The organism is Thalassomonas actiniarum, assembly GCF_000948975.2.
Taxonomy (GTDB): domain Bacteria; phylum Pseudomonadota; class Gammaproteobacteria; order Enterobacterales; family Alteromonadaceae; genus Thalassomonas; species Thalassomonas actiniarum.
Genome location: NZ_CP059735.1, coordinates 3,760,851 through 3,773,558 on the forward strand (window position 1 = coordinate 3,760,851; position 12,708 = coordinate 3,773,558).

Annotated in this window: 10 protein-coding genes; 4 read left to right on the forward strand and 6 right to left on the reverse strand. The window is 42.4% G+C overall.

Going from position 1 to position 12,708, the window contains the following annotated elements:
- Positions 1-177: 177 nt before the first annotated feature.
- The 6 genes from SG35_RS16405 to SG35_RS16430 all read right to left on the reverse strand — a co-directional run bounded on the left by SG35_RS16405 (position 178) and on the right by SG35_RS16430 (position 5,558).
- Positions 178-819, reverse strand: a complete 642-nt coding sequence (locus SG35_RS16405) for a PEP-CTERM sorting domain-containing protein (RefSeq protein ID WP_044835444.1) — start codon at positions 817-819, stop codon at positions 178-180.
- 583 nt (positions 820-1,402) lie between these two features.
- Positions 1,403-2,191: a substrate-binding periplasmic protein gene (locus SG35_RS16410; RefSeq protein WP_044835443.1), complete on the reverse strand. Its 789-nt coding sequence runs from the start codon at positions 2,189-2,191 to the stop codon at positions 1,403-1,405.
- Between the two features lie 28 nt (positions 2,192-2,219).
- Positions 2,220-2,996, reverse strand: a complete 777-nt coding sequence (locus SG35_RS16415; RefSeq protein ID WP_084692958.1) for a substrate-binding periplasmic protein — start codon at positions 2,994-2,996, stop codon at positions 2,220-2,222.
- Positions 2,997-3,141: 145 nt separating this feature from the next.
- On the reverse strand, positions 3,142-3,915 hold the full coding sequence (locus SG35_RS16420; protein WP_084692957.1) for a substrate-binding periplasmic protein: 774 nt from the start codon (positions 3,913-3,915) through the stop codon (positions 3,142-3,144).
- A gap of 43 nt (positions 3,916-3,958) precedes the next feature.
- The gene (locus tag SG35_RS16425) at positions 3,959-4,720 is read right to left on the reverse strand and encodes a substrate-binding periplasmic protein (protein ID WP_160298386.1); all 762 of its coding nucleotides are present in this window, start codon (positions 4,718-4,720) and stop codon (positions 3,959-3,961) included.
- 61 nt (positions 4,721-4,781) lie between these two features.
- Positions 4,782-5,558 carry a substrate-binding periplasmic protein gene (locus tag SG35_RS16430; RefSeq protein WP_044835440.1) on the reverse strand — a complete coding sequence of 259 codons (777 nt, stop codon included), beginning with the start codon at positions 5,556-5,558 and terminating at the stop codon, positions 4,782-4,784.
- 370 nt (positions 5,559-5,928) lie between these two features.
- Here SG35_RS16430 and SG35_RS16435 point away from each other — a divergent pair, with 370 nt between their 5' ends.
- The 4 genes from SG35_RS16435 (at position 5,929) to SG35_RS32115 (ending at position 12,693) form a co-directional block, all read left to right on the forward strand.
- A complete protein-coding gene (locus SG35_RS16435; protein ID WP_044835439.1) occupies positions 5,929-8,397 on the forward strand; it encodes a TonB-dependent receptor in 2,469 nt (822 codons plus the stop codon).
- Between the two features lie 260 nt (positions 8,398-8,657).
- Positions 8,658-10,850: a sensor histidine kinase gene (locus SG35_RS16440; RefSeq protein WP_044835437.1), complete on the forward strand. Its 2,193-nt coding sequence runs from the start codon at positions 8,658-8,660 to the stop codon at positions 10,848-10,850.
- 24 nt (positions 10,851-10,874) lie between these two features.
- On the forward strand, positions 10,875-12,092 hold the full coding sequence (locus tag SG35_RS16445; protein ID WP_053043375.1) for a diguanylate cyclase: 1,218 nt from the start codon (positions 10,875-10,877) through the stop codon (positions 12,090-12,092).
- A gap of 328 nt (positions 12,093-12,420) precedes the next feature.
- Complete coding sequence (locus tag SG35_RS32115) at positions 12,421-12,693, forward strand: ATP-binding protein (protein WP_420794568.1); 273 nt, start codon at positions 12,421-12,423, stop codon at positions 12,691-12,693.
- The last annotated feature ends 15 nt before the right edge of the window (positions 12,694-12,708 follow it).

The following is a 12,708-nucleotide window of genomic DNA, read 5'->3' on the forward strand; positions in this document are numbered from 1 at the left end:
ACAATAAAATCTTGATAAGAACATTTTTTGCGCCTTATTTACTCTTGAAAACGAGCATCCATCTCCCTGGATAGCTCGAATTTTCAAATCCATCTGCCCGCATAGCGGACTTGCCAGACACCCTGCTTCCTTTTTGTGTATAGCGATCACTTAATCACGTTTATAAAAACTCCGTTGCTAATGACGACGGCGCCTTGATGCCACAAAGCCCATCAAAGCAACAGCAAACAGCAAAAGGCCCCCGGGCTCAGGCACTGTCATAGGTACCCCGGTATCAGAGCTGGCGGCCATTAAACCACTGGAAAAGTCGTTAGTGAAAAGGTTGGCGTTAAACCCGGTGTTTGTCATGATGATGCCGCCAACAGGACCGTACATGCCCATTAAATCTCCTCCGGTAATATCCACCATAAATTCCAGCGGATCACCACCTAAATCATCAAAACCTAAATCGGTCAATAAACCCGTTAACAAAATCCCCGAGTTAAAACCTGCAGTGGTACCGGTAATAGTAAAACTACCGCCGCTTAATACACCGCTATTGTCAATTGACGCGTTCAATGAAAAGGTGCCGCCGGCAATGGCATTATTTGCGCCATCAAAAAAATTCAATGCAAAGCCGTCGGCAGTCAACATTTCAGTGCCCATATCATAATCAACAGTGATAAAGCTTGAGAAAATATCCGGGGCCGGTTCCAGGGTAAGCCCGAGCAAAGCCGCATTGGCAGAACTTGCCGCAAACAGACCAGCCGTAGTGATGACTATGGCCAGTCCCTTTTTAAGCTTACTTTTAAACAGTTTCAATACTTGTAGATAACTCATAATAAAACCTACTCTTTTGTCATAGTTGATAAATTCAACCGTGGTGATAATTCATTAACCCGGCTAAAACCAGGCAATTAATCATGAATGCACACATTAACAAAGTGCGCACCCGCACCGGAGTTCAGGTTTTATGCCAATTTACTCAAGCCAAGCTAGAGAGATATTTTAAACTTAAAATTCAACCCTATAATTGACACCAAAGAAACTATTGACAAAAGCATGGATATATGGTTAGTAAAAAAGTCTGACATTCATTAAGAACCAAGTGAGTTCAAAACAAAAGTAAGAAAAAATCATTTTCTTACTTTTGTTTTTGTAAAGTTTTCATTAAACGCATGTAGTTTTTATCAACTCAAATAAAGGATATTTGGAATCAGCGAAAGTTGGATGTTATCACCCGGATTAACGTAGAAGCTTACGCCCGGCTTGTTGAAAAATATATGGCTATTGAGCGTACTATTATTACGCAAATAACAGCTCTGGCGGCAAATGACTTTTCAACAAAGTGGAGGTTTACCAATAATTCTTCAGAATAATATTCATGCTGATACATCAGCACTTGTTCAGCGCTACTAACACCTTATTCATTGACTTGGTATTCATTTTTAAAATCTTCAGGAATATGCAGATCATATTTGCCGCTTGCTTTTAGTCTTTTTAGCCCCTTATTGAACATTTCAATGAAATATTGTCCTTTATGATGTTTCTTCGAGACCATAAGCCCTACAGTAAAGGAGGTGAGAGGTTTTGGATGGTAAGTAAATAATTGCGCCTGCTCCGCTGTAAATAAATCGACCACTTGTTGAAGCCCCATCGCCCGATTCATAGGAAAAAGTTGAATTCGTCCCCTTAATAACTTAGTAAAATTAATTTGATAAGATGACGCATATTCCACCAGGAGTTTTCCCTCTTTAGCTTCGGCATCAAATTTTTCTCCATACGTAAATAGCACCGTAGCACCGATCGCGATATCTTTTAGATCATTAACTGACTGCCAGTCAAATGAATAGCTTTTTAAGTGAAAGAATACAATGTCGGTTCTTCTTATGGCGTCAGTATAATCAAAATATTCACTTCGTTCATGGGTAACTGTCCAGCAACAAGTGGCATCCCAGTTATTCTCTTTCGCCAGCACATAGCTTCTGCCCCAGGGGAAAAAACCGTATTCCACCTTAATATCCATTTGAGCAAATGCTTGAGTGACAATATAAAGGGTTTGTCCATACCCCGGATATTTTTCTGAACTATAGGGCGGATCTTCCCCAGTCGCAATTCGAATGGTTTCTTGTGCAAAACCATTAAATGCCCCTAGCGAAGCAATGAAGCCGTAAATAAGCAATAATAATCTTCTCATCATAAAAACTGTCATTCACCGGCACACCTTGGGTGCTGACACCTCATTGATTTATTTTATTTTCACTTCTTTCAAGTTCAGCAATATATCGGTCATACTCACCGCTTGCTTTATAACGTTTTAGCCCTTCATTGAATGTTTCAATAATATAATCAACTTGCTTACTCGTTTTAGACACCATAAGCCCTACAGTAGTTAAAACAATAGGTTTGGGATGATAGGTAAGCAATGGAACTTCTGCGGGTTTGAATAAACTGGATAGTAATTGAGACCCTAATTTACGATCGATGGGAAAAACCTTAATCCGGCCCCCTAATAATTTCCTGAAATTGATTTCATCCGAAGAGGCATATTCTGCCAATAATTTTCCGGCACTTACGGCACTATCCAATTTATGCCCATAACTATAGTTATAGGTTATGCCTATTTCTATGCCGGTTAAATCATCAACAGAGTGCCAGTCAAATGGATAGCTTTTTAAATGATAAAAAACATACTCTCTTGTCGTTACTTCATCCGTATAGCTAAAATATTGACTTCGCTCAGGGGTAAGCCCCCAACAGCAAGTGGCATCCCAGACATTGTTTTTGGCCAATTCGAGCGTCCTGCTCCAGGGGAAAAATCCATATTCCACTTTAACATCCATTTGCGCAAATGCTTGTCTGACAATATGCAGAATTTTTCCATTACCTGGCAGTTTTTCAGAATAAACAGGAGGATACTCCCCGGTTGATATACGGATGGTTTCTTGGGCAATACCATTGAAACTACCAATAGCAGTAACGAATAAGCCAAGGGAGTATAAGTAATTTTTCATCATAGTTTCATTCTAATATACTAAAACTTATTCTGTAGCGGCTAAGGCCTTATTCACTGATTCAATATATGCTTTCAGGCGTTTGGGGATGATACCGTTTATATTTATCGCCTGCTTATCGGCATTTTTACTTCCTGTTAGCCAGCTCTCATTTATTAATTTTTTTACCTTGCTGCTCCCTTATAAAAAAAGGCTCATAATCAGCACTTTCTTTAAGCCTTTTGAGGCCCAGATTGAACTTATCAATGAAATATTGATTCCTGGGATTCTTTTTCGATACCAACAGCCTCACGCTATCAGAGAAAAGAATTTTCGGATGGTGGGTAATCAACTGAATTTTTTCAGGCTTAAAAAGGTCGGCTAATAATTGGTATCCCATCAAACGATCAATGGGAAAAATATCAATGCGCCCGACCAGTAATTTCTTTAAGTTCATTTCATTCGTCGGCGCTTGTTCTATCAGTAATTTTCCCGCTTTATTTGCCGCATCAAATGCTGCTCCGTAAGAGTATTTAACCGTAGTCCCTATCCTTAAACCTTTTAAATCATCAAAGGATTGCCAGTTAAACGGATAGCTTTTTAGATGAAAGAATATTTTTTCTCTTGATCTCACTGCATCCGAGTAATAAAAATCCGCCTCCCAGCCCGGCGTCTCAAACCAACAGCAAGTAGCATCCCAAATATTGTTTTTAGCCAGCTCCAGGCTCCTGTTCCAGGGAAAAAAGCCAAATTCTACCTTGATATTCACATGAGCAAATGCCTGAGCGACAATGGCAGGAGTCGGTCCGTAATTTTCATAGCGCTGAGAATAATACGGCGGAAATTCTCCGGTCGTAATGCGAATGACTTCCTGAGCGAGACAACTAAGAGGTCCTACAGACGCAATGAACAAACAAAGTGACGGCAATAACTTTTTCATCATACTAGTTATTGTAATACACGAGCTCTAGCACGCTATTTCTTGCTTATTTGTCCCCTTGCCGTGCTTTAATAAAAAGTTGCTCATATTCGCCACTTTCTTTAAGCATTTTTAAGCCCTGATTGAACTTTTTCATAAAATATTGACTCTTGGGATTTTTCTTAGATATCAGCAATCTTACCCGACCGGAAAAGAGTATTTTAGGATGATGGGTGAACAACTGAGTTTCTTCGGGTGTAAATAAATCAGCTAATAACTGATATCCCACCTGGCGCTCGATTGGAAAAATATTGATGCGCCCGGCAAATAGCTTTTTTAAATTCATTGCATTAGTCGGTGCATCTTCTATCAATAATTTGCCCGTTTTATTTGCCGCAGCAAACTTTTCACCATAGGCATGTCTGGCCGTAGCACCTATTTTGATGCCTTTTAGATCCTCATAAGATTGCCAGTCAAACGGATAGCTTTTTAAATGAAAAAAGATTTTATCTCGTGATACCAGCACGTCTGAGTAATTAAAATATTCATACCACTGTGAAGTATCAAACCAGCAGCAGCTTGCATCCCAGTGATTACTTTTGGCCAGTTCCAAACTCCTGCTCCAGGGGAAAAAACCAAACTCGACCTTGATATTGGCATGAGCAAAGGCTTGGATCACAATATCCGGGATGGGTCCATAATTTGTGAGCTTTTGAGAATAATATGGCGGGTATTCCCCGGTCGTAATACGAATGGTTTCTTGTGCCAAACTATTAAAAGCTGCTGACAAAGCCATTAATAAGCCAAGAAAAAAGTCTTGTATTTTCATCACCACCTTCATTGTAATTCACTCAAAGTGATCCTGTTTGCCTGAAAGCTTGCCTGAAGTTTTATTGACTGATATAGTCGTCAAACTTAGCTTCTATGAAATATTTCTCATACTCGCCGCTTGCTTTAAGCATCTTCAAGCCTTTATTAAACATTTCAATGAAATATTGACTTTTAGGGTTTTTCTCGGATACCAGCAACCTGGAAATGTTGCTCACAAGTACTTTAGGGTGGTGGGTGATCAAATCAGTTTCTTCGACATTAAACAAGTCGGCGAGTAGTGTATACCCTACCTTGCGGCTAATGGGAAAAATTTTTATTCTCCCGCCTAATAACTTCCTAAAATTAATTTCATCTGTTGCCGCAATTTCCAGCGACAGCTTACCCGCGTGATCGGCATCGACAAATACTCCACCGTAACGATATCGAACCGTAGTCCCTATCTCTATGCCGGTTAAGTCATCATAACTGCGCCAATCGAACGGATAACTTTTTAAATGGAAGAAGACCACCTCAGTTGAGTAAACGACATCCGAAAAATAAAAATATTGCTGCTTCACAGGGTCTTTAAGCCAGCAACAAGTAGCATCCCAGCTATTATGTTTAGCCAGCGCTAAGCTCCTGTTCCAGGGGAAAAAACCATATTCCACTTTAATATTCATTTGCGCAAATGCCTCACTGACAAGATGAAGAACGTGCCCGTAGTTTCTGGCATTTTCAGAATAAAATGGCGGATATTCCCCGGTCGCAATACGAATGGTTTCCTGTGTGAAGCCTTTAGCAGCAGTGAGCGAAACTAATAGCAGCCACAGGAGCAACAAACTTGTTATATGCTTCATGCGCTTATTCACCTGGCCATAGCATGGTTTTCACCCGGTTAATTCAATTGTAGGTAAAAAGCAGGCAATTAAACACTTCAAAAAAATAGCTGATAGACAGCATATCAACATAAAAATCAGTAATACGTATAATGCAGGTACCGGAAAAAGCGCTGAAAACCCGCATAAACCGGATGACAACAAAATAAGCATCAAGGTTTAGTGCTTAAAAATCAATACATTGAGACAGCTGATTTGTTTTCATATAAAGTGACTATACTTATCACTATTTTCCAACGTTTTGCATTGGCATAAGGTAAGCTCTAACAGCAGGGAAAATACCAGGACTATAGGCTGTTAGCCACATAGCAAACACATTAGGTAAGTCACTATGTTTAAAAGAAACCTGGTTTGCCAGGCTATTTTATATGCACTCGCCACAGGTGTTGTCAGTCACTCCTTAGCCCAAGAATCAATGCAAACCTCTTCCCAGGCCGACGATGATGAAATAGAAACTATTATCGTCACCGCAAGCAAACGTCGCCAGAATATCCAAGAGACCCCTATCGCGGTACATGCGATGAGTGGCGAGGCATTAAAAGCGCAAAATATCGGTAATTTTGACGATTTTGTCAATTATATGCCCAACGTCACCTTAGGGGGGCGCGGGCCGGGACAAGCGGATATCTTTATCCGGGGCATGGCGATCCAACCTATCGTCTTCAGGATTTCCGGCGCCCAGGGGGTGATGCCAAATGTCGCCTTATATATAGATGAACAGCCGGTCACGGCACCGGGACGTAATATGGATGTTTACGCCACCGATATCTCACGTATTGAAGTCTTACCGGGCCCGCAAGGAACCTTGTTTGGCGCCAGCTCTCAGGCAGGTACTATTCGCTATATCACCAACAAACCGGTTTTTGATGATTTTTCCGCCGGCTTTAATGTCTCACTTGCCGACACCCACAAGGGAGAGAGCAGCAACACCATTGAAGGTTATCTCAACCTGCCGGTCAATGAACAGTTGGCGCTAAGGGCAGCCCTTTATAACGTCAACCGGGGCGGTTACATAGATAACGTTTATGGCGAGTTTACCTTAGATCCGTCCATTAATCCCGACTCCGCTGCCAATGTGCCGGACAACTCAACCTTTGAAACCATCAACAACCAGGCGTTTGTCGAAGATGATTTTAACTCCAGCGCTTATACCGGGTTCAGGTTGGGGCTCAATTATAAGATTAATGACAACTGGCGGTTACTAGTGCAACATGCCGGGCAAAAAATTGATGCTGACGGGGTCTTTGATTACGATCCCGACATTGGCGATCTTGAAGTTGCCCGCTTTTATCCGGATAACTTAGAAGATGAATTTTCACAAACCTCGTGGACGCTTGAAGGCAGGCTTAACCGCCTTGAATTGCTCTATACCGGTGCCTATCTGGATCGCGATATAGATCAATTATCAGATTTTACCAGTTATAATAACTCGGGTGCCTTTATTGCCTATTACACCTGTACCTATACCAACCCGGATTATATCGCTACGTATGGCATTTCTCCCGACGTCATTACCCCGGTGCGCGAATGTAAAGATCCCAGCAAAGGTTTTATCGGTATACAGCAACATCGCAGGCTCACCCATGAATTTAGGATTGCCACAGATCCAAAGGAGACATTAAGCGCCATCGCCGGCATTTTCTATGATGACTTTGAAATAAAAACCCAGGACGAATGGTGGTATGCAGCGGCGACCGAACTCGGCTTTGCCCCGAATGCACCAATAGCCGCGGCAAATAACATCAATGACAATACCCGCGCCGCCAATATCACCTTTTTTAATGATATCACCCGCACAGAAGAGCAAATTGCACTATTTGGCGAACTCAAATATGACTTTTCACAGCAGCTCAGTCTGACCCTGGGGCTGCGCTGGTATGATATTGAATCAGATTTTACCGGCTCCAGTAATTTCGGCGACGGCATCTTCCAGGGCTCACAAAATACCGATCGCGGACGCGACTATGATGTCTCCGGCGGGCACAGCGAAGACCCGCTTGAAGCCGACGGCATCATTCCTAAAATCAGTTTAAGTTACCAAAGGGATAAAAACAGCCTTTATTACCTCACCTATGCCGAAGGGTTCAGGCCCGGCGGTTTTAACCGCACCGGGGGATTCAGCTCCTTTAATCCGGACTTTCCCGACATTAACCTCACCTATGAATCTGATGATGTCTATAACTATGAACTTGGCTGGAAAACTTTATCATTCGAGCGCCAGCTGCTCTTTAACGGTAATATCTACTTTATCGAATGGGAGAATATGCAGGTGTCCCGGTTTGATCCCATCAATGTCTCCAGACTGACCTTTATTGAAAATGCCGCCAATGCCGAAATATTTGGCGCCGAAATGGACCTAGCCTGGGATATCAATGAAAACTTAACCGTTCACAGCGCCTTATCCTATAACCATACCGAGCTGACCGATGTCAAAGCGCGCATCATTGAAATAGCCCCTACCGGCAGTGAGTTACCCTTAACCCCTAAAGTGCAGGCCAATATCCGTACTAATTATTATTGGCAGCAGGGGGAGTATGAAGCCAGCTGGCAGCTTGGCCTCCAGTATGCCGGCAAGTCATGGAGCTCAGTTGTTTCCCAGGAACGAAAACGTCAAAACAGCTATACCATCATTAATTTTTCCCTCGGTGTGAAAAAAGATAACTGGTCGGTGAAGCTCTATGGGGATAATTTAACCGATAAACGTGCCGATCTATTTATCAACAACCAGGATTTTGTCACCCGTATTACCACTAACAGGCCGAGAACTTTTGGTGTAAGTTTCTCCTATGACTACAACTAGGTTCAATAACACGGTGGGATCTGAGCAAATCATGCAAGCGCAATATTTCAAGCAAATAACCGATAACATTGCATTTCGTGATGCCACGATAAAAAGTGAAACTAAAGTTATACTGTTACTTAAAGTAAAAATAACACTGGATATGGCGATCTTTTTCTCCGCCATAAAAAAGAACATCCGGTCATAACATGCGGTGGATTATAGAGGTGGCGAATAAAAGTTTTAAGTTGAATGTCAATTTCAATGTATGAGGAGGCGGTATGAAGCCTCCATCCCTGGTTGACGTCAAAGACTCTATCGCAACACACCTGCTTAAAGTTGTCTTTTCCTTCTATCTTGTGCTGACCGTTGCCGTAACCCTTGCCCACATCTATGTGGAATTTTCCGATACTAAAGAAAAAGTAAAAAATGAATTGGTTGTGATCGGCAATACCTTTGAACCCGGACTCGCCAAAGCATTATGGGACTATAATACCGAACAGCTGCAACCGGTCTTTTTAGGCATGGTTGAGTCCCCGGACGTTGAAGGCATCAAGCTCGAAGATGAATGGGGAAATATTTCAGGTAAAGGGCGCATTATCAATAAAAATGGACAAATCATCGACTTCGATTCAAAAGGAAACCAACAACCTGTTTTGGGCTATTCGCATTTCTCCGGATTATTTCAGCACTCATTTACAATAAAACATATCAATAAAGGAGAAACCGTCACTCTGGGCCAGGCCACCATATACTCAAGCTCCGGCGTTGTCGTTGAGAAAGTCAAATGGGGTTTTTTCTATATCATCATCAACGCCATTATTAAAACCATCGCCTTATGGGTTTTATTCCTGATCATTTCAAGAAAGCTGCTCAGCCGTCCACTGGCGTCATTAACCGAGGCGACACAGCAAGTCGATTTAGACAAACTGGATAATTTAGAAATCGTTATCGACACTAAGGGGCGCAATGAGCTGAAAATACTAGAAGAAGCCTTTAATGCCATGATCGAGAAATTAAACGGCGCCAAACAGGAGATAGTCGACAAAGCGCAGCAATTAACAGCACGTAACGAAGAGTTATCGAATTTATCGACCGAGCTCAAGCTTTCCAATCACAGATTAACGACCATATTGGAAAATACCAAGGCACTGGGTGAAGTCAGTGATAAAAAATCGGCTATGCTGCTCACCACTAATACCCTGTTGCAGGAAATCCCTTTCAGCCATTTTCCGAAAATCAACATCGTCTATCAAGATATCGATGCCGGAGATAAGGAAGCTTTTATCTCATTCTGTCCCTCATCCACCGCCGAGCCTCTTGATAATGACCTGGCTCAAGTCAATACCATGAACAGCAGCGAGTTGCTTTTCAACAAAACACTTTCCGAAAGCCCCACCTTACCCACAGATATCCAGCCGGAAACAGGGTACTGTTTGACAGACACCCAGCTTGACTTGATTGTCCGCCAGGGGGAAGAGTTACGGGGCGTGATCTCAATACAGGATATAGATACCTCAGTGCTCAGTGAGGAATATCTGGCCTTCATTGATACCCTGGCACATTTTTTATCATTAACGATTGAAAAAATAGAAATGAACCAGGGACTGGAGCGCAAAATCAATGAACGCAGCGGTGAGCTCATCGAAGCCTTTCAGAAACTAGCCAGCCAGCACTCGGAGCTAAAATCTACCCAGCAACAGCTGGTACAGTCGGAAAAATTAGCCTCCATCGGCACATTAACGGCGGGAGTCGCACACGAGATCAACAACCCCAATAATTTTGCCTATGCCGCGGTGTATCTGATGCAGGATGAAATAAAAGAAATAATGGCCTTCTTAAAGCAGCTTGCCGGCGGCGATGATGCCGACCCCGAGGTCATAGCTGCGCTTGAGAATAAATTTACCAAATTAATTGAATTAACCAATACCGCCAGAGAGGGAACGAAACGTATTAAAGTGATCGTCAGTGATCTCAGATCATTTTCCCGCCTCGATGACACGCAAAAGGAACAGATTTATCTGTCTACCTTAATTAAATCAACCCTTAACCTGGTCAGTACCCAATATACCGAAATAGACATCACAACAAACTTTATTTGCGACCCGCTAATAACTTGCTTTCCGGCAAAACTTAGTCAAGTATTTATGAACATTGCTGTCAACGCTTGCCAGGCGATAGAGACAAATACACGCAAAAATAACAATTTAGCAGGGAAATTAACCATCACCTTAAACGAGGATTATCATCAGCTAAAGCTAACCTTTCAAGATAACGGCTGCGGCATGGATGAAATGACTCAGAAGAAAATCTTTGACCCGTTTTTCACCACCAAAGATGTCGGCAGCGGTACCGGGTTGGGCATGGCAATTTCGTTCGGCATTATTGAAGAACACGGAGGTACGATCAAGGTAGCTTCTACTATCGATGAGGGAACAAGCATATCTATTTATTTGCCTTTAGATGAAACATAACATTTAAAGGCGCAGGAGTTGCGTATGGCTGTTTTTGATACCAAAAATGTACCGGATAAAGCAGACGGTACCGGCGAAAAACCCCTGATCATGCTGGTGGATGATGAAATTGAAAACATCAATGTCCTCAGCCAGTTATTAGCCGCCAACTTTCAAGTCATCACCGGGCTCAATGGCAGCGAAGCAATTGATATCATAGATAACATGGCAGATCCGGGTAAAATCCAGCTGATCATCAGCGACCAGAGAATGCCGAAAATGACCGGCGTTGAATTCTTAGAGAAAGTATCCGATAAAATACCGGACACCATACGGATTATTTTAACCGCCTTCTCTGACACCCAAGTCATTATCGACTCGGTCAACAAGGCTAATATCTATAAATTTATCACCAAACCTTTTGATCCGGTTGAACTGTTGTTAACGGTAAAAAGAGGCATTGAAGCCTTTCAAATGCGGCAAAAACTACTCGCCTACTCCAGTCATTTAGAAAAGTTGGTCATAAAAAGAACAGAAGAATTAAAAAGGAAAAACCGAGAGCTGGTTCAGGCATTAAACACCTTGGAAGCGCGTAGCCTCAATGATCAATTAACCGGCACCCACAACAGGCACTTCCTGCAAAAATTAATGCCGCAGGAGCTGACAAAGTTCAGGCGGGAGCATCAGGTAGACCCCAAGGATGACGGTTACTTTGGCATGATGATGCTCGACATCGACTATTTTAAACAGGTCAACGATACCTATGGCCATGATGCCGGAGACAAGGTACTTATCGGCTTTAGCCAAATTCTCAAAGCCACTTGCAGGACATCCGATTGGATAGTGCGCTGGGGCGGTGAAGAGTTTGTGATTATCGCCCGCGGACTCTCTTTCGACGGACTGCATCACCTGGCGGAAAGGATCAGGCAAAACGTTGAATTACATGAATTTGATTTGGGGTGCGAACAACGTATGTTAAGAACCTGCTCCATGGGGATAGTATCTTTTCCTTTTATCAAAAATCAATTTGACGCCTTAAGTTGGCAGCAAACCCTCAACTTGGCAGATATTGCCTTATACCTGGCCAAAAACAACGGCAGAAATGCCTGGGTGAGTTTGTTTGCAAGAGAAATCAGCTACCATGATGGCTTCTATGACAATATCCTGAGCAACTTAAAAACCTTAATTGAAAACAATGCCATTGCCTACAAAACATCATTAGCGCAAAGCAGCTTAAAGTTTAACGATATTCATACTCAATGACGCATGCAATCCCGTGCGTATTTCATAAGACCGGGCCAGTAACAAAATACACCAGACGCCGACAAGCAAACGGGATTCCTCTCAATATGCCAACACCCGATCCCGATACAGGCGTTCATTCTCTCCCTGGCTCAGTAGCAAATCAAAGGCTATCCGGAGCTCTAATTTAATAAAATCAACCGCTAAACGGGTTAGCAGCCTATAAAATGACATCACCATAAAATAAGATTTTACCTTCCTTCCCCTTGTTAACTTGCTTTCCTGACAAACTTAGTCAAGTATTTATGAACATTGTCGTAAATGCTTGTCAGGCGATAGCAACGAGTAAATAAAAAGCAACCACTTAACAGGAGAATTTGCCGTTACCTCAGCCGAAAATAAGTGTAAGTTAATCATGAGCTTGATAGAAAATGGCTGCGGGACGGACGAAGTGACTCAGGAAAATATTTACCCCGTTTTTCAGCACGAAAGCTGTCAGCGAGATACAGGGTTGGCCATGGCAATTTCATTCGGCACAATTGAAGCACACGGAGGTACTGTCAAGGTAGCTTATACTATAGATGAGGGAACAAAAGTATCCATATATTTGCCTATAGCTTAAGGTAAATAATATCAG

Bases quoted from the DNA above. Each gene is read 5' to 3' on its own strand.
- SG35_RS16405 (WP_044835444.1), bottom strand. From the start codon at position 819: ATGAGTTATCTACAAGTATTGAAACTGTTTAAAAGTAAGCTTAAAAAG.
- SG35_RS16410 (WP_044835443.1), bottom strand. From the start codon at position 2,191: ATGACAGTTTTTATGATGAGAAGATTATTATTGCTTATTTACGGCTTC.
- SG35_RS16415 (WP_084692958.1), bottom strand. From the start codon at position 2,996: ATGATGAAAAATTACTTATACTCCCTTGGCTTATTCGTTACTGCTATT.
- SG35_RS16420 (WP_084692957.1), bottom strand. From the start codon at position 3,915: ATGATGAAAAAGTTATTGCCGTCACTTTGTTTGTTCATTGCGTCTGTA.
- SG35_RS16425 (WP_160298386.1), bottom strand. From the start codon at position 4,720: ATGAAAATACAAGACTTTTTTCTTGGCTTATTAATGGCTTTGTCAGCA.
- SG35_RS16430 (WP_044835440.1), bottom strand. From the start codon at position 5,558: ATGAAGCATATAACAAGTTTGTTGCTCCTGTGGCTGCTATTAGTTTCG.
- SG35_RS16435 (WP_044835439.1), top strand. From the start codon at position 5,929: ATGTTTAAAAGAAACCTGGTTTGCCAGGCTATTTTATATGCACTCGCC.
- SG35_RS16440 (WP_044835437.1), top strand. From the start codon at position 8,658: ATGAAGCCTCCATCCCTGGTTGACGTCAAAGACTCTATCGCAACACAC.
- SG35_RS16445 (WP_053043375.1), top strand. From the start codon at position 10,875: ATGGCTGTTTTTGATACCAAAAATGTACCGGATAAAGCAGACGGTACC.